Source organism: Neisseria macacae ATCC 33926, assembly GCF_022749495.1.
Lineage (GTDB): Bacteria > Pseudomonadota > Gammaproteobacteria > Burkholderiales > Neisseriaceae > Neisseria > Neisseria macacae.
In genome coordinates this window covers 252,965-270,830 of sequence record NZ_CP094241.1, presented here as the reverse complement: position 1 = coordinate 270,830, position 17,866 = coordinate 252,965, and the positions used below count along the sequence as shown (strand labels likewise).

Sequence of the window (17,866 nt, the reverse complement as noted above, 5' to 3'; positions counted from 1 at the left end):
AGCAAAAATCATCTCCAAGCATCAAGTCCGCTCAAAAACACGCCAAATTTCCATCCATATCCAATAAATACCGCCAAGCCCGTTTTATGACAAAGGTCGTCTGAATAAACTATACTTTCAGACGACCCCTATTCATCACGGAGCTTATCCATGTCCATCCGTCTGACCACGCTGTCGCTTATTCTCGCCGCCACAGCCTGCACGCCCACCGTTTCTCCATCGGCAGAAACCTCGCCGACCGTCACCCAATCCGCCATCGATACCGCCTACTGGACTGAACAGCCCTATTGCAGCGGCCGCTATCAATTGCGCCTGCCGTCCCAACGTCATCACGGCAGTACATGGCTTAAGTATAACGGCTGGAGTGTGATGGTCATGTTTAACGACTGGAAAAGAAACGTAAGCACCATCAATGAGAATAAACAATATGGTTATGATGGAACCGATATTGTCGTCGATACCCGCACCCTGATTCCGGATCGGGCAATCATGCAGGTAACACGCAGCGATTTTTCTTGGGAGCGCAGCATTACAGTTAAAGAGAAGGGAATGCCCTACGAAGCTGATTTATATTTCAAGCTGGATAATGATGACGCCTATATCGTACGCAGCTATTTCTATATCCCTGCCGAAAACGGCAAAGCCCCTGCCAACTGGAAAGCCCAAGAAAAAGAAGCAATAAACACCATGGAGAAAAAATTCCGCCAAGAAATCCTCAATGGATTGAAAACCAGGCAGGAATTTGAAGTGCCAAATAAACACGGTATATGCCTGATAGGCGGTTTTATCGCGGACGATGGCAAAAAACCGTTTGAAGTTCATAGCACTGTCGAATTTGACAAACAACACGATATGAGTCTGGAAATCATGCACGGCGACGTACTGGAGGCAGGCGAGCCGACGCTGCTGCAACGTAAGGTAAATCTGGGGAAAGGCGCAATGGTTAAAGCGCTAACCCGCACCATCCGCCAAGGCAAACGCACCATCAACGGTATGTCGGGCGAGGAAAAATTGGTGAAATGGGGCGGTAACAAATATATGTTCTTTTGGGAACGCGACGGTGGCGACCCGCGCATCATGATGCAGTTTGGTGCTGAGAAAAAAGACGGAACGAAGCGCAGCGAAGCCGAAGTCCTTGCGATTTGGGATACGGTTTTGCCGACTTTGAAGCCTGTGAAGCAATAGCGATGAAAAGGTCGTCTGAAAACGCAGCTTCCATGGTATTAAACCTTGAACATAGCTTTCAGACGACCTCCAACCATAATCATTGCCATTCGGACTGGAAAATATCCAACCCGCCCTTCCCTCGCAAACGGTATCAAAACTATTCCACAAACCGCATGATGCCAAGCAGCCGGCAAACGAAAGGTCGTCTGAAAACCTGAAACAAGATTTTTCAGACGACCTTTTGATTTGGACTTGTTATAGTGGATTAACTTTAAACCAGTACGGCGTTGCCTCGCCTTAGCTCAAAGAGAACGATTCTCTAAGGTGCTGAAGCACCAAGTGAATCGGTTCCGTACTATCTGTACTGTCTGCGGCTTCGTCGCCTTGTCCTGATTTAAAGTTAATCCACTATAGAATGTTCTTCCCTATTTGAACTTACTCCAGCAAATTTTTCATATTTTCCAGTCAATCCAAAAAATAAAAAGCACGGTAATCAACCGTGCTTTTTGTAAAGCAAATCTGCTTATTTGTTTTTGTGCGAACGAAGATAATCCAAGGTTTTGAGCTGGGCAATCGCTGCGGCCAAGGCTTTGTGTGCTTCAGCCAACGATTTATCGTCTTTGGCTTGAGAAATGCCGGTTTCCGCCGCCTTCTTGGCAGCTTCCGCGCGCTCCCGATCCATCTCGGAACTGCGTACGGCAACATCCGCCAACACAGTAAGTTGGTTGGGCTGCACTTCCAGCACTCCGCCGGAAACGGCAACAAGCACTTCTTCGGCTTCGCCCGGCACGGTCAAACGCAATGCACCGGGACGTACCAAACTCATAATCGGCTCGTGTCGCGGATAAATACCGAGCTCACCTTGAACAGTCGGAACCACTACAAAACTGGCTTCGCCTGAATAGATGTTCTGCTCGCTACTTACCACTTCAACTCGCATGATGCTCATGCCGACCTCCTTAGTTTAAGGTTTTCGCTTTCTCGACCGCTTCTTCGATACCGCCTACCATGTAGAAAGCTTGTTCAGGCAGATGGTCGTATTCACCGTTCAAGATAGCTTTAAAGCCGGCAATGGTGTCACGCAGCGATACATATTTGCCGGGAGAGCCGGTAAATACTTCGGCAACGTGGAACGGTTGCGACAGGAAGCGTTGGATCTTACGCGCACGCATCACGGTCAGTTTATCTTCGTCTGACAATTCGTCCATACCCAGAATGGCAATAATATCGCGCAATTCTTTGTATTTTTGCAGGGTAGATTGTACGCCGCGGGCTACGTCATAGTGCTCTTGACCCAATACCATCGGATCCAGTTGACGTGAAGTGGAATCGAGCGGGTCAACTGCGGGGTAAATACCCAAAGAGGCAATATCACGGCTCAATACGACAGTAGCGTCCAAGTGGGCAAATGTCGTTGCAGGAGACGGGTCAGTCAAGTCATCCGCAGGTACATATACGGCTTGAATAGAAGTAATGGAGCCTGTTTGGGTGGAGGTAATACGCTCTTGCAAACGACCCATTTCTTCAGCCAATGTCGGTTGGTAACCTACTGCTGAAGGCATACGGCCCAACAATGCGGATACTTCGGTACCGGCCAAAGTGTAACGATAAATGTTGTCCACGAAGAACAATACGTCGCGACCTTTGCCGCTTTCATCTTTTTCATCACGGAAGTATTCGGCCATCGTCAAACCGGTCAAGGCTACACGCAGACGGTTACCCGGAGGTTCGTTCATCTGGCCGTAAACCATCGCCACTTTGTCCAATACATTGGAATCTTTCATCTCGTGGTAGAAGTCATTACCTTCACGGGTACGCTCACCCACACCTGCAAACACGGACAAACCGCTATGTGCTTTGGCGATGTTGTTAATCAATTCCATCATGTTGACAGTTTTGCCTACACCGGCACCACCGAACAGACCTACTTTACCGCCTTTGGCAAACGGACACAGCAAGTCAATCACTTTGATGCCGGTTTCCAACAGCTCAGTAGTCGCAGACAGTTCATCAAATTTCGGAGCTGTCTGATGGATGGCACGGTGTTTGTCGGTATCAATCGGACCTGCTTCGTCAACAGGCGTACCCAATACATCGACAATACGTCCCAAAGTGCCTTTACCTACCGGCACTGTAATCGGCGCACCTGTATTGCTTACAGTCATGCCGCGTTTCAAACCATCCGAACTACCCATTGCAATAGTACGGACTACGCCGTCACCCAGAAGCTGTTGCACTTCCAAAGTCAGGCCGTTTGCATCCAATTTCAGGGCGTCGTAAACACGCGGAATGGCATCACGCGGGAACTCCACGTCAACTACCGCACCAATAATTTGTACGATTTTGCCTTGGCTCATTATCGTATCCTAATTTCCTGTTCAGGTTTCAGACGACATTAAACTGCCGCCGCACCTGCTACAATTTCTGACAATTCCGTGGTAATCGCAGCTTGACGCGATTTGTTATATACCAAACGCAACTCTTTAATGGCATTGCCTGCATTGTCGGTGGCCGCTTTCATTGCCACCATACGCGCAGCTTGCTCAGATGCCATATTGTCACTCAATGCTTGGTAAACCACAGACTCTAAATAGCGGCGAACCAGATATTCCAACACAGCGACAGGACTTGGCTCATAACGGTATTCCCAACTGAATGAAGAATAACTCTCCTCGTCTTCTATCACATTTTCGCCGATAGGCAGCAGAACCTCCAATCGTGGTTCTTGACGCATGGTATTCACAAAACATGAATACACCAGATGTATTTTATCTAACTCATGCTTCTCGTAACGTTGGAAGATTTCAGTCAATGGACCAAGCAGCAATTCCATTCTTGGGGTATCACCCAAATTAATCGCACTGGCAATAACGTTCAAACCGATGTTTTGACAAGCTGCCAAACCTTTACTACCTAAACAGACGACATCAACTTCAATGCCTTGTTCTTGGTATTCTTGGACTTGCGCTAAGAATTTCTTCAAAACATTCGCGTTCAAACCACCGCAAAGACCTTTATCAGAGGTGATTAAAATGAAACCTACCCGACGTGTTTCACGATGAGGTGCCAATAATTTAATACCGTGATCTTCATGGGTTCGCGCCAAATGACTCATAACTGTCCGTACTTTTTCGGCATACGGACGCGCCAAGCGCATCCGTTCCTGAGTCTTCCGCATTTTAGAGGTTGACACCATCTGCATCGCTTTAGTGATCTTTTGAGTATTTTGAACACTACGGATTTTGGTGAGAATCTCTTTTCCGACTGCCATTTCAGACTCCTTTCATTTCAGCTCTTAGGCTTGGTAAGCATAAGAAGATTTGAAAGAATTCATGGCTTCGGTCAATGCTTTTTCACTTTCATCGGACATCGCACCTGATGCATTGATTGCTTCTAAAACACCAGGATGCTGAGTGCGTACAAAGCTCAAAAATTCCGCTTCGAAAGCCAATGCCTTGGATACCGGTACATCTTCGTAAGAACCATTATTAATGGCCCACAAGGTCAAAGCCATTTCGGCTGTATCCAAAGTGCTGAATTGTTTTTGCTTCATCAATTCAGTAACCACTTCACCGTGTTGCAGCTGTTTGCGTGTAGCCTCATCCAAATCGGAAGCAAATTGCGAGAAGGCTGCCAACTCACGATATTGGGCAAGTGCCAAACGGATACCGCCACCCAGTTTTTTAATTACTTTGGTTTGCGCAGCACCACCTACGCGCGATACCGAAATACCGGCATTAATCGCAGGACGGATACCGGCGTTAAACAAATCGGTTTCCAAGAAAATCTGACCGTCGGTAATCGAAATCACGTTTGTCGGTACGAATGCAGAGACGTCGCCGGCTTGCGTTTCAATAATCGGCAATGCAGTCAGAGAGCCTGTTTTGCCCTTCACTTCACCATTAGTCAGTTTTTCAACTTCGTGCTCATTTACACGGGCAGCACGCTCCAACAAGCGGGAGTGCAGATAGAAAACGTCGCCAGGATATGCTTCACGACCGGGAGGACGGCGCAGCAACAGGGAAATTTGACGGTAAGCAACAGCTTGTTTGGACAAGTCATCATATACAATCAATGCGTCTTCACCGCGGTCGCGGAAAAACTCGCCCATCGTACAACCTGCATAAGGTGCGATATATTGCAAAGCCGCAGCTTCAGAAGCAGTCGCCGCAACCACAATAGTGTGTTCCATTGCGCCATGCTCTTCCAATTTGCGTACTACGTTGGCAATAGAAGATGCTTTTTGACCGATTGCAACATAAATACAGATAACGCCCGTACCTTTTTGGTTGACAATAGCATCCAATGCTACGGCTGTTTTACCTGTTTGACGGTCACCAATGATCAGCTCACGTTGACCGCGACCAATCGGAACCATTGAGTCAATGGCCTTCAGACCGGTTTGCATAGGCTGGTCAACTGATTTACGGGCAATTACACCCGGTGCAATTTTTTCGATTGGTGCTGTGGAAGATGTGTTGATCGGGCCTTTGCCATCAATCGGGCGACCCAGCGCATCTACAACGCGACCAACCAACTCACGGCCGACAGGTACTTCCAAAATACGGCCGGTACAAGTAACTGTGTCGCCTTCTTTAATATGTTCGTATTCACCCAACACTACGGCGCCGACGGAGTCGCGCTCCAAGTTCATCGCCAAACCGAAAGTGTTACCCGGGAATTCGAGCATCTCACCTTGCATTGCGTCTGACAAGCCATGAATACGAACAATACCGTCTGTTACAGAAATAACCGTACCACGGGTACGTACTTCTGTATTTCCAGACAGATTTTCAATTTTAGCTTTAATCAAATCGCTAATTTCAGCAGGATTAAGCTGCATGAAAACTCTCCTAATTTGTCATAGTCGCATACAGGGCATTCAATTTACCCCGCACCGACAAATCCAAGACCTGGTCACCCACTTCAACTTTGACACCGCCAATTAATTCAGGCGCGACTTCAGTTGTAATCTGCAACTTACTGTCAAAGCGTTTTTTCAATATTTCAGCCAACTCAGCCAATTGATCTTCAGTCAATGGATAAGCACTGTAAATTACAGCAGACTTAGTATGATTGAATGACAAGGTTAAAGCTTGATATTGAGCATAGACTTCAGGCAATACAGGCAAACGTTTTTGCTCTGCCAGAACAGTAATGAAATTCCTCAATTCATCACTTTTTAATTCAACGAGTTCGGCAAGTACATTTACCTTTTCAGAAGTATTGATTTCAGGTTGCTCAAGAAAAGAAATTACTTTCTGATTTTGAACAACCGCGGCTAATTCTTCCAGTCCGCCCAACCAAGACTCAATTTGGTTTTTTTCCTGCGCCAGATTAAACAATGCTTTCGCATAAGGTCTGGCAATCGTTGCGAACTCAGCCATAAGATTACAGCTCCTGTTTTAAAGCGCTGAGCAGCTGCGCATGTTTTGAAGTATCTACTTCACTGCGCAAAATAGACTCTGCACCTTTAACCGCCAACGCAGCAACTTGTTCACGCAAAACTTCGCGTGCACGATTCATTTCTTGCTGGGCATCAGCTTTAGCTTGTGCTGTAATCCGCACTGCCTCGACAGTAGCTTGCTCTTTCGCTTCTTCTACGATTTTGGCGGCACGTTTTTCGGCGTTTGCTACCATTTCGGAAACTTGGTTACGCCCTTCAGCCAAGAGTTCTGCAACTTTCTTCTCTGCCTGTTCAAAATCGCTCTTACCGCGCTCGGCAGCAGCCAAGCCTTCGGCAATTTTTGCGGCACGCTCATCCAATGCTTTTGCGATTGGCGGCCACACGAATTTCATGGTAAACCAAACCAAACCGAAAAAGACGATGATTTGAGCGAATAAGGTTGCATTAATATTCACGTTAGTTAACCTTCGTACTAGTGTTAATCAAACAGACCGAAGTCTGTACCTAGACGGATCACGCCGTTTGATTATGCACCAAATGGTTTAACGAAGGCGAACAACAGTGCAATAGCCACACCAATCAGGAATGCAGCATCAATCAGACCAGCAATCAGGAACAATTTAGTTTGCAGCGGACCAATCAATTCAGGTTGACGAGCAGAAGACTCCAGATATTTGGAACCGACCATTGCGATACCGATAGAGGCACCCAATGCACCCAATGCTACGATCAAACCACATGCAATTGCTACCAAACCCATTTTTTACTCCTTGAGAAAACAAAGAAAGTTAATGAAAAACTACCTAATAAATTAATGTGCATCATGAGCTTGTCCGATATAGACAAACGCCAAGGCCATAAAGATAAATGCCTGCAGGGTAATCACCAAAATATGGAAAATCGCCCATGCCAATCCGGCAAGGATGTGGAAACCAAACAGAATCGGATCCAACACTTCAACGCTTCCAGATGTCGCCCAAGCGCCACCCAGCAAAGCAATCAGAAGGAACACCAGCTCGCCGGCATACATGTTACCGAACAACCGCATACCGTGAGAAACTGTTTTAGAGAGGAATTCAACCAGATTCAAAAGGAAGTTGGCGGGAGCAAGCTTGGCGCCGAACGGAGCGCTGAACAACTCATGAATCCAACCACGGATACCTTTGATTTTGATATTGTAATAAATACAAATCACCAAGACACCGATAGCCAACGCTAATGTGGTATTTAAATCTGCGGTCGGTACAATACGCAACAATGCATGATGGTTACCGGTAATAATGTTTTGCCACAGCCACGGGAACAAATCAACCGGCAGCATATCCATGGCATTCATCAGGAAAATCCATACAAACAGCGTCAAACCTAACGGGGCAATGGCTTTTCGAGATTGCTCGTTGTGAATAATGCTTTTACACATATCATCCACAAACTCAAACAAAATCTCGACGGCAGCCTGAAAACGTCCGGGCACACCCGCCGTCGCCTTCCTAGCCCCACGCAAAAGTAGGAAACTTCCGATTACACCCAACAATACAGAGAAAAATATTGCATCAATATTAATAAAAGAAAAATCAGCAATATTATCCAAGCCTTGTCCTTTAGCGACATCGGAAAGGCTGGTCAAACTTTGCAAGTGGTGCGTGATGTAATCAGTAGCAGTAATTTTGTCACCTGCCATAATGCTTCACTCTCAACAATACTAAAAAAACCAAATGGCTGACACCGAGCAATCCGAACAAGAACGGAAAGAATATCAAAGACTGATGCCAAACTGCGAATACGGCAAGCATCATTACCAGCGACAGCACTACTTTTAAAACTTCCCCAATAATGAACGCTTTACCATGATACAAAGGGTTACACTTGGAAAGTTTTAAAAGTAAAACTGCGAAAGCGGAGGGAATAAGATAGGAAAACCCGCCTGCGACAGCAGACCAAAATCCTGCCAAACCTGAAAATGTGGCGCTAATCAGCGCAACCGCTGTCAAAACCAGAATTTGTAAGATGAGAATCTGCTTCATAAAAACGGGAAATCCCGACAGTAATGCGAGGCTAAATATAATCAAGAAGCCTATGAACGTCAAGCAATATGTTAATCTTTGTGAGTTCATATCCGACTTTGCCTTAACGTAAGGCAAAGAGTTCGCATTATATCACGCATTACATACAATTACAGACATTAGATTGCAGAATTTTCAATATTTTCATCTTAAATTTTAAAAGCAGGTCGTCTGAACGTTTCAGACGACCTTCGACATCAGGCTTTATGAGGGTTTCTGTTTTATTTCGTTTAAAATAAAACGATATAAATCAGACAAGTCTTTGGCAGATTTTCTTTTCGCAGAATATTCTGTGGTTCAGGACATAACCCATGTTAATACCATCATCATTCAACAACCGTCCTTCCCTCTTTTTCAGACGACCTTCCACCTTCAAACGTCGTCTGAAACCCGTTTCCACTCCAATGCCAAATCGTACAAGGCTTTTTTACCTTCGCCGGTAATTTTGGCGGCAAGTTCGGCTGCCTGTTTGGTAGGCAGTTCGGCAGCGAGGATTTTCATAACGTTTTGGGCGGCATCGGGCAAGGTATCGTGTTTTTCACGGGGCGCAGGATGGAGGATGAGCACCATTTCGCCGCGCACCTGATTGCCGTCGTTTTTCAGGGTCGTCTGAATTTCAGTAACCGTGCCGCTGAGGAAGGTTTCAAAGGTTTTGGTGATTTCTCGGGCAAGGGTCAGGCTGCGTTCGGGGAAGAGGGCCGCCATGTCGGCAAGGGTGGCTTCGATGCGGTGCGGGGTTTCAAACATCACAACGGGGAAATCAGCCTGCGCCCATTTGGCAAGCAGCTTCTGCCGTTCGCCGGATTTCGGCGGTAGGAAACCGTTGAAGTAGAAATTGGGTTCGGTAACGCCTGCGACGCTCAATGCCCCCATGACCGCGCTCGCGCCGACAACGGGGACGACCTTGAACCCAGCCTCACGCACGCGGCGGGCGAGTTTCGCACCGGGATCGCAGACGGCGGGCGTACCTGCGTCGGAAACTTGTGCGACAGTGAGGTCGTCTGAAAGATGGTTGATGATTTTGTCCGCCATTTGCTGTTCGTTATGCTCGCGCACGCTGACGAGTTTGCCCTGTATGCCGTATGCGCTCAGAAGCTGTGCGGTAACGCGCGTATCTTCGGCGCAGATAATGTCGGCTTTTTGCAGGACGGCGAGTGCGCGCAGGGTGATATCCGCCAAATTGCCGATGGGCGTGGCGACAACGTATAATGTCCGTTTTTCAATACTGTCGGCGGCTTTTTGAAGGTGTTTTTGAAACATGGCTTTATCAGGTCGTCTGAAAACAATATAACGATATTATACGGGGTAAACTTCCATGCGTCTGAACCACAAACAAGGGGTGGCGGGCGAAGATGCCGCGCTGGCGTTTCTTCTTTCGCAAGGCTGCAAACTCGTGGCGCGCAACTGGCACTGCGCTTACGGCGAAATCGATTTGATTGTCAAAAACGGTAACATGATTCTGTTTGTTGAAGTAAAATACCGCAAAAATCAGGGTTTCGGCGGTGCCGCATACAGTATTTCGCCGTCTAAGTTATTGAAACTGCAACGGTCTGCGGAGTATTATCTGCAACAAAACGGCATGACGGATAGCGCGTGCCGCATCGATGCGGTGCTGATAGAAGGAAACCGCCCGCCCGAATGGATAAAGAATATTACAGGTTGACGATATGACGACATTACAAGAGCGCGTTGCCGCCCATTTCGCCGAAAGCATCCATGCCAAGCAGGAAGCCGAAAAAGTATTGGTCGAGCCGACTGCTCAAGCAGCAGAATTGATGCTGCAATGCCTGATGAACGACGGCAAAATTTTAGCCTGCGGCAACGGCGGTTCGGCTGCCGACGCGCAGCACTTCGCCGCCGAAATGACCGGGCGCTTTGAAAAAGAGCGCATGGAACTTGCCGCCGTCGCGCTGACGACGGACACGTCCGCGCTGACCGCCATCGGCAACGACTACGGCTTTGACCATGTGTTCAGCAAACAAGTGCGGGCGCTCGGACGTGCCGGCGACGTTTTGGTCGGCATTTCCACCTCCGGCAACTCCGCCAACGTTATCGAGGCCATCAAAGCGGCACACGAACGCGATATGCACGTCATCGCCATGACCGGCCGCAACGGCGGCAAAATCGCCGCCATGCTCAAAGATACCGACGTACTGCTCAACGTCCCCTACCCGCGCACCGCCCGCATTCAGGAAAACCATATCCTGCTGATACATGCCATGTGCGACTGCATCGACTCCATGTTGCTTGAAGGAATGTAAGCCTTTTTTCAGACGACCTCTTTTAAAGGTCGTCTGAAACATATCCGCCGAACCCATCATCAAGGAAAAAATATGAACATCAAACGTCATACCGCACCCGTTCTGACCGCCCTCCTCCTCAGCCTGACACTCAGCGGCTGTGTCGGCGTACTCCTCGGCGGCGCGGCAGTCGGCACCAAATCCGCCGTCGACCGCCGCACCACAGGCGCGCAAACCGACGACAACGTAATGGCAGTGCGCGTCGAAACCACCGCCCGCTCCTACCTGCGCCAAAACAACCAAGCGCAGGGTTACACCCCCAAACTCAACGTCGTCGGCTACAACCGCCACCTGCTGCTGCTCGGACAAGTCGCCACTGAAGGCGAAAAACAATTCGTCGAACAAATCGCCCGTGCCGAACAAGCCGCCGAAGGCGTGTACAACTACATCACCGTCGCCCCCCAAGGACGCACCTTCGGCGACGTAACCAACGACACATGGGGCACATCCAAAGTCCGCACCGCCCTTTTGGGCCTCAAGCCCACCACGCAGGCGCGCGTCAAAATCGTGACCTACGGCAACGTGACCTATGTGATGGGTATCCTGACGCCTGAAGAACAAGAAAAAGTTACCCAACGCGTCAGCACCACCGTGGGCGTACAAAAAGTCGTTACCCTGTATCAAAACTACACCCAACAGCCATAGGATTGCCCCTTGACTGACAGGTCGTCTGAAACCTGATTTTGTTTCAGACGACCTATTACGATACAATCCGCCCGATTGATTTCATTTTTACCGATTTATCATGTCCAAAACCCCTAAATCCTCATTCCAACTCAAACCCAAACATCTAATCGGAGCCTTTTTCGGCGTCTGCATCATTGCTGTTGCCGCCTTGGTCATCGGCGTCATCAGCACCATCAAAAGCCACGACTCCCAAGAACGCGAAGCCATTAAAAACAAACCCGTTCCCAAAGACACCCCTGTCGAAGTCTGGCGCCCCATCGGCGCTCCCGAAGAGGACAGAACCAAGCCTGCCGCCAAAGCCGAGCTTGACGATGACGAAAAAACCGATTCCCGCAATCCCGTCATCCCGCCTAAAAACAAATCAAACGGCAAAAACAGCAACACCGCCCCGACTGAGGACGAAGCCTCAGAAGACAAACCCGCCAATAACAAAGCAAACGCCAAACCTGCTGTAACCGAAACGCCCGATACCGAAGAAAAAACGCCGCGCAGCACACCCGCCGCAACAGGCAACAGACGTACGCCGCCGGAACAGCCGACCGAATCCAAACCCGCGGCGAAACCCGAACAACGCCAACCCGAACAACGCCAACCCGAATCAGCCAAACCGGCACCTAAGCCGACGCCGAAACCTAAGACTCCTTCCAAATCTAAAGAAGTCATCGACAATCTATTCTAGTGCGGACTGGCATTCGGCTTTAATTTGAACTTCAGGCATCAGTCGCGAATCCAAAAAAGCCGAAACGTCCGCACGCCTCGTTGCAGTGTTCCAAAAACAAGCTGCCGACTCATCCCTTTCCCTTTCAGACGACCTTTGTGCCGCAACAAGGTCGTCTGAAACCATCAAGGAAACAACATGAACGAAATCATCATTAAAACCCCCGAAGAAATCGAGAAAATGCGCGAACTGGGCAAACTCGTCGCCGAAGCCCTCGACTACATCGGACAATTCGTCAAGCCCGGCGTAACCACCAACGAAATCGACAAACTCGTTTACGACTACCACGTCAACGTCCAAGGCGGCTATCCCGCCCCCCTGCACTACGGCAATCCACCCTACCCCAAATCCTGCTGCACCTCCGTCAACCACGTCATCTGCCACGGCATTCCCGACGACAAGCCGCTCAAAGAAGGCGACATCATCAACATCGACCTGACCATCAAAAAAGACGGCTTCCACGGCGACTCCAGCCGCATGTTTACCGTCGGCAAAGTCTCCCCCATCGCCCAACGCCTGATTGACGTTACCCACGAATCCATGATGGCGGGCATCGCTGCCGTCAAACCTGGCGCAACCTTGGGCGACATCGGCTACGCCTGCCAACAAGTTGCCGAAAACGCAGGCTACTCCGTCGTACAAGAATTTTGCGGCCACGGCATCGGACGCGGTTTCCACGAAGCCCCGCAAGTCCTGCACTACGGTCGGAAAGGACAAGGCGTCGTCCTGAAGCCCGGCATGATTTTCACCATCGAGCCGATGATCAACCAAGGCAAACGCCACCTGCGCATCCTAAACGACGGCTGGACGGTCGTGACCAAAGACCGCTCCCTCTCCGCCCAATGGGAACATGAAGTTTTAGTGACAGAAACCGGCTACGAAATCCTGACCATCAGCCCTGCCACCGGCAAACCCTAATCTGTCAAACCATCCCGCTTTCAAAGCAAAAAGGTCGTCTGAAATATAAACAAGGTTGTTGGCGAAACCCACAAACCTCGTTTTTAGACGACCTTTTAAATTGCCTCTATCAAAACCATTCCCGACCACCCAATCCAGATCTAAACATCGGGCTGAGATATAGACAAATCTGCCCATCTCCACTGTACTTTTTCCATAATTTCATGCAAAACAATTATGTATAATAAATAATGTCAAACGCAACATTCCCGAAACGACTGTTTATTTGTGTAAAATATTACCGACACCCAATTACTATCCTATTGTTTTAAATGTTTTTTCTTCTATAAAATATTTAACTTGGAAATATTTAGCCAATTTATGAAGAATTCTACAAAACTTCTTTCGAATATACTGTCTAACAATTCAGTATAGATAGTTTTCTATGTCGCAATTAATGATTTCCCCTGTAAGGAACTTTGCTGCCGAAAACTAATTTGCACTTTCCCAATGTGAAGAAGCAGAATTGCTTATCAACAAACAATACAGAAGAAAAAGGAATTTTCATGAAGTCGTTTGAGAAAATTGACAACATCCGCGATATCCGCAAAAAACTCGGTTTGAACCAAATGGACTTTTGGAGCCGTATCGGCGTAACTCAGTCCGGTGGTTCACGTTACGAATCCGGCCGCAATATGCCCAAACCTGTACGCGAGCTGCTGCGCTTGGTACACATCGAACGCGTTGACTTGGCAAAAGTAAACCGCGACGATTTGGCAATTGCCTCCCTGCTGAAAAACCGCGACCCTGAGTTGTACGCTTCCTTGAAAAAAGAAGCCAAATCCGACAAAGGCAAATAAGCCCGTTTCGATTTGTTTCAAAAAGGTCGTCTGAAACGATATTCCGTTTCAGACGACCTTTTTGCGCTATAATCCGCAATTATTTTTTAAACAAACGTTTGCCCGCAAACCCTTTTACAGACAGCATTTTTTACCATGTTAGACAAATACAATCCCGCCGAAATCGAATCCAAACACTATCAAAACTGGGAAACCCAAGGTTATTTCCAGCCCGATATGGATTTGACCAAACCGTCTTTTTCCATCCAACTGCCGCCGCCCAACGTAACCGGTACGCTGCACATGGGTCATGCCTTCAACCAAACCATTATGGACGGTCTGACCCGCTACTACCGCATGAAAGGCTGCAACACCGCCTGGATTCCGGGCACCGACCACGCGGGCATCGCCACGCAAATCGTGGTCGAGCGTCAGCTTGCCGCGCAAAACGTGTCCCGTCATGACTTGGGGCGCGAAAAATTCTTGGAAAAAGTGTGGGAATGGAAAGAAGTTTCCGGCGGCACGATTACGCAGCAGATGCGCCGCGTGGGCTGTTCCGCCGACTGGACGCGCGAGTATTTCACGATGGACGATGTGCGCGCCGAAACCGTAACCGAAGTGTTCGTGCGCCTATATGAGCAAGGCTTGATTTACCGCGGCAAACGCTTGGTGAACTGGGATCCGGTATTGGGTACGGCGGTATCGGATTTGGAAGTGGAAAGCGTGGAAGAACAAGGCTCTATGTGGCACATCCGCTATCCGCTGGCGGACAATCCTGCCGAAGCCGTTATCGTGGCGACCACCCGCCCTGAAACGCTGCTGGGCGACGTTGCCGTTGCCGTCAATCCTGAAGACGAACGTTATACCCATTTGATTGGCAAGGAATTAATCCTGCCGCTGACCGGCCGCACCATTCCCGTGATTGCCGACGAATACGTTGAAAAAGACTTCGGTACCGGCTGCGTGAAAATCACGCCTGCGCACGACTTCAACGACTACGAAGTCGGCAAACGCCACGACACACGCCTGATTAACGTGTTTGACTTGGAAGCCAAAGTGCTGGCAAACGCCGAAGTGTTCAACTTCAAAGGCGAAGCGCAACAAGGTTTTGCCCTGCCTAAAAAATACGCAGGCTTAGACCGCTTTGCCGCACGCAAACAAATGGTTGCCGATTTGAAGGAACAAGGCTTGTTGGTCGAAATCAAAGCGCACACGCTGATGACGCCGAAAGGCGACCGTACCGGCTCAGTGATTGAGCCGATGCTGACCAACCAATGGTTTGTCGCCATGTCCGCCACGCCAAACGGCGGCGAGCCTGACAGCGAATACAAAGGCTTGAGCCTCGCCGAAAAAGCCAAAAAAGCCGTCGACAGCGGCGCGGTACGCTTCATCCCCGAAAACTGGGTCAATACCTACAACCAATGGATGAACAACATCCAAGACTGGTGCATCTCGCGCCAACTGTGGTGGGGGCATCAAATCCCCGCGTGGTACGACGAAGCAGGCAATGTTTACGTCGCCCGCAATCAGGCGGAAGCCGAAAAACAAGCAGGTAAAACAGACCTGACCCGCGAAGAAGACGTATTGGACACATGGTTCTCCTCCGCGCTTGTGCCGTTCTCCACGCTCGGCTGGCCGTCTGAAACCGATGAACTCAAAGCCTTCCTGCCGTCCAATGTCTTAGTAACCGGCTACGAAATAATCTTCTTCTGGGTGGCGCGCATGATTATGATGACCACCCACTTCACCGGCAAAGTACCGTTTAAAGACGTGTACATCCACGGCATCGTGCGCGACCACGAAGGCAAAAAAATGTCCAAATCCGAAGGCAACGTCATCGACCCCGTCGATTTGATTGACGGCATCGACTTGGACAAACTGCTGGTGAAACGCACGACCGGCCTGCGCAAACCCGAAACCGCGCCGAAAGTGGAAGAAGCCACGAAAAAACTCTTCCCCGAAGGCATCCCCAGCATGGGCGCGGACGCATTGCGCTTCACCATGGCGAGCTATGCCAGCTTGGGTCGTTCGGTCAACTTCGACTTCAAACGCGCCGAAGGTTACCGCAACTTCTGCAACAAAATCTGGAACGCCACCAACTTCGTCTTGATGAACACCGAAAATCAAGACTGCGGCTACGGCGCAACCGCTACCGAGCCGCGCGGCTATTCCTTCCCCGATATGTGGATCATAGGCCGTCTGAATCAGACCATCGAGCAAGTAACGCAAGCCTACGAAACCTACCGCTTTGATTTGGCGGCGGAAACCCTGTACAGCTTCGTGTGGAACGACTATTGCGACTGGTATTTGGAACTCGCCAAAGTACAGCTCCAAACCGGCTGCGCCAGCCGCCAACGCGCCACACGCCATACCTTATTGCGCGTACTCGAAGCCACCCTGCGCCTGCTGCACCCGATTATCCCGTTCATCACCGAAGAACTATGGCAAACCGTCGCCCCCATGTGCGACGCCAAAACCGCCGACAGTATCATGCTCGCCCGCTTCCCCGAAGCCGACCGCGAACAAATCGTTCAGACGACCTTCGAGCAAATGACCGTGTTGCAGGATTTGATTGGCGCCGTCCGCAACCTGCGCGGCGAAATGGGCATCCAGCCCAACGTGAAAGCCCCGCTGTTTGTCGAAAGCGCGGACGACTTGGCGGACTACCTTAAGTACCTGCCGATGATGACCCGCCTGACCGAAGCACAGCAAGTCGCCGCCCTGCCCGAAAGCGAAGACGCCCCCGTCGCCGTCTGCAACGGCGCGCGCCTGATGCTGAAAGTCGAAATCGACAAAGCCGCCGAAACCGCCCGTTTGAGCAAAGAAGCCGAGAAGCTGCAAAAAGCCTTGGACAAACTCAATGCCAAACTCTCCAAACCCGGCTACACCGAAAAAGCCCCCGCGCATCTGGTGGAAAAAGATAAAGCCGATTTGGCGGAGTTGGAAGACAAAATGGCGAAAGTTCAAAATCAGTTGGCGAAGTTGAAAGACTAAATCAGCCCTGCATTTGAAGAACAAAGGCTACCTGAATACCAAAAATGGTCTTTCAGGTAGCCTTTGTTTCGTTTGGTTTTACCTACTCTGCTGCAGCCTTCAACTCCATCGCTCGGGTATAAAACGCGTGGACATCCATTCCCGCCTCTGCAAAGGCGGCAATCGGAATAAAATAGACGATGTTACGGTCGATATAAAACAACAGGAATGCTTGGTCTTCGATGATACGTTCCACGCCTGCCCAATGATGGAAATGCCTGCTGCGCCCTGCCTCCTCCTGAGTAAGGCCTTCGGCTGAAAGGATGACGGAGAAACGTCGCCCATCCAGAGGATGGCTGACTATGCGGGTAAAGCTGCGATATATCCAACGCTGCTCAAAATACGTTACCATGGTGGTGGCGTAGATGAGACCCGCCATTATCCATAGGGAGCTGCCGTCGTCCCCAGCTTTATACAGACAGTACTCCAAACTGTCAGTTTGCGAATCGGCAAACAGATAGCAGTTTTGAATATAGGTATTGTTGATGCCGTTAAGCAACCAACAAGCAAAGACGAATAGACTGCCCCACACCAGCAGGAATGCAGCCGAACCAAACCAATATTTGCGCCGCCAAGCAGGCTCTATATAACGCAAAAGCCGCTTTCCCGCATAGCGTCTGTCTTGATCGGTAGGAGAGAAGGATATTTGCAGGTGTTCAGTTTGCTGGAGGTCTGTGTCCATAGCGTATCCCAAGATTGCTGGTTATTCAGGCAACCCCATTTTATGTGAAATAAGCCGCGTGGGACAGTTTTAT

The 17,866-nt window shown here is 49.4% G+C and carries 20 protein-coding genes; 9 read left to right on the top strand and 11 right to left on the bottom strand.

What is annotated here, in order from left to right:
- Window positions 1-150 precede the first annotated feature (150 nt).
- Together MON40_RS01315 and MON40_RS01310 are read left to right on the top strand one after the other, a co-directional pair.
- On the top strand, window positions 151-1,185 hold the full coding sequence (locus tag MON40_RS01315) for a T6SS immunity protein Tli4 family protein (RefSeq protein WP_003780082.1): 1,035 nt from the start codon (window positions 151-153) through the stop codon (window positions 1,183-1,185).
- An 82-nt stretch (window positions 1,186-1,267) separates the two neighbouring features.
- Window positions 1,268-1,468, top strand: coding sequence for a hypothetical protein (locus MON40_RS01310; RefSeq protein ID WP_242925971.1), 201 nt, complete (start codon window positions 1,268-1,270; stop codon window positions 1,466-1,468).
- Between the two features lie 222 nt (window positions 1,469-1,690).
- Here the strand turns inward: MON40_RS01310 and MON40_RS01305 are convergent, their stop codons facing one another.
- The 10 genes from MON40_RS01305 to rsmI form a co-directional block, all read right to left on the bottom strand.
- A complete protein-coding gene (locus tag MON40_RS01305) occupies window positions 1,691-2,116 on the bottom strand; it encodes a F0F1 ATP synthase subunit epsilon (RefSeq protein ID WP_003741652.1) in 426 nt (141 codons plus the stop codon).
- A 10-nt stretch (window positions 2,117-2,126) separates the two neighbouring features.
- A complete protein-coding gene (gene atpD, locus MON40_RS01300; protein WP_003760432.1) occupies window positions 2,127-3,524 on the bottom strand; it encodes a F0F1 ATP synthase subunit beta in 1,398 nt (465 codons plus the stop codon).
- A gap of 38 nt (window positions 3,525-3,562) precedes the next feature.
- Window positions 3,563-4,438 (bottom strand): F0F1 ATP synthase subunit gamma, encoded by an 876-nt coding sequence (gene atpG, locus MON40_RS01295; protein ID WP_003780079.1) that lies wholly within the window; start codon window positions 4,436-4,438, stop codon window positions 3,563-3,565.
- A gap of 24 nt (window positions 4,439-4,462) precedes the next feature.
- Window positions 4,463-6,010 (bottom strand): F0F1 ATP synthase subunit alpha, encoded by a 1,548-nt coding sequence (gene atpA / locus MON40_RS01290; protein ID WP_003760437.1) that lies wholly within the window; start codon window positions 6,008-6,010, stop codon window positions 4,463-4,465.
- Window positions 6,011-6,020: 10 nt separating this feature from the next.
- The gene (locus tag MON40_RS01285; protein ID WP_242925970.1) at window positions 6,021-6,554 is read right to left on the bottom strand and encodes a F0F1 ATP synthase subunit delta; all 534 of its coding nucleotides are present in this window, start codon (window positions 6,552-6,554) and stop codon (window positions 6,021-6,023) included.
- A gap of 4 nt (window positions 6,555-6,558) precedes the next feature.
- Window positions 6,559-7,029 (bottom strand): F0F1 ATP synthase subunit B, encoded by a 471-nt coding sequence (locus tag MON40_RS01280; protein ID WP_003760441.1) that lies wholly within the window; start codon window positions 7,027-7,029, stop codon window positions 6,559-6,561.
- A 71-nt stretch (window positions 7,030-7,100) separates the two neighbouring features.
- Window positions 7,101-7,334 carry a F0F1 ATP synthase subunit C gene (atpE, locus tag MON40_RS01275; protein ID WP_003760443.1) on the bottom strand — a complete coding sequence of 78 codons (234 nt, stop codon included), beginning with the start codon at window positions 7,332-7,334 and terminating at the stop codon, window positions 7,101-7,103.
- Between the two features lie 51 nt (window positions 7,335-7,385).
- On the bottom strand, window positions 7,386-8,255 hold the full coding sequence (gene atpB, locus MON40_RS01270; protein ID WP_003780077.1) for a F0F1 ATP synthase subunit A: 870 nt from the start codon (window positions 8,253-8,255) through the stop codon (window positions 7,386-7,388).
- Window positions 8,245-8,598 (bottom strand): ATP synthase subunit I, encoded by a 354-nt coding sequence (locus MON40_RS01265; protein ID WP_039863268.1) that lies wholly within the window; start codon window positions 8,596-8,598, stop codon window positions 8,245-8,247. The genes atpB and MON40_RS01265 overlap by 11 nt, the downstream gene beginning before the upstream one ends.
- Window positions 8,599-9,009: 411 nt before the next feature.
- A complete protein-coding gene (rsmI, locus tag MON40_RS01260) occupies window positions 9,010-9,897 on the bottom strand; it encodes a 16S rRNA (cytidine(1402)-2'-O)-methyltransferase (RefSeq protein ID WP_003780075.1) in 888 nt (295 codons plus the stop codon).
- 55 nt (window positions 9,898-9,952) lie between these two features.
- Between rsmI and MON40_RS01255 the strand changes: the two genes are divergently transcribed.
- The 7 genes from MON40_RS01255 (at window position 9,953) to MON40_RS01225 (ending at window position 17,072) form a co-directional block, all read left to right on the top strand.
- Window positions 9,953-10,300, top strand: coding sequence for a YraN family protein (locus MON40_RS01255; RefSeq protein WP_003760451.1), 348 nt, complete (start codon window positions 9,953-9,955; stop codon window positions 10,298-10,300).
- Window positions 10,301-10,304: 4 nt separating this feature from the next.
- Window positions 10,305-10,898 (top strand): phosphoheptose isomerase, encoded by a 594-nt coding sequence (locus MON40_RS01250; protein WP_003780073.1) that lies wholly within the window; start codon window positions 10,305-10,307, stop codon window positions 10,896-10,898.
- A 72-nt stretch (window positions 10,899-10,970) separates the two neighbouring features.
- Window positions 10,971-11,582 (top strand): BON domain-containing protein, encoded by a 612-nt coding sequence (locus MON40_RS01245; RefSeq protein ID WP_003760455.1) that lies wholly within the window; start codon window positions 10,971-10,973, stop codon window positions 11,580-11,582.
- A gap of 100 nt (window positions 11,583-11,682) precedes the next feature.
- Window positions 11,683-12,303, top strand: coding sequence for a hypothetical protein (locus MON40_RS01240; protein ID WP_003780070.1), 621 nt, complete (start codon window positions 11,683-11,685; stop codon window positions 12,301-12,303).
- Window positions 12,304-12,480: 177 nt separating this feature from the next.
- Entirely contained in the window at window positions 12,481-13,260 is a 780-nt protein-coding gene (map, locus tag MON40_RS01235) for a type I methionyl aminopeptidase (RefSeq protein WP_003780066.1), read from the top strand.
- 545 nt (window positions 13,261-13,805) lie between these two features.
- Complete coding sequence (locus tag MON40_RS01230; RefSeq protein ID WP_003744960.1) at window positions 13,806-14,099, top strand: helix-turn-helix domain-containing protein; 294 nt, start codon at window positions 13,806-13,808, stop codon at window positions 14,097-14,099.
- A 135-nt stretch (window positions 14,100-14,234) separates the two neighbouring features.
- Entirely contained in the window at window positions 14,235-17,072 is a 2,838-nt protein-coding gene (locus MON40_RS01225; protein ID WP_242925969.1) for a valine--tRNA ligase, read from the top strand.
- Window positions 17,073-17,154: 82 nt separating this feature from the next.
- Here MON40_RS01225 and MON40_RS01220 read toward each other — a convergent pair whose 3' ends face one another.
- Window positions 17,155-17,793, bottom strand: coding sequence for a YcxB family protein (locus MON40_RS01220; protein WP_003780060.1), 639 nt, complete (start codon window positions 17,791-17,793; stop codon window positions 17,155-17,157).
- Between the last annotated feature and the right edge of the window lie 73 nt (window positions 17,794-17,866).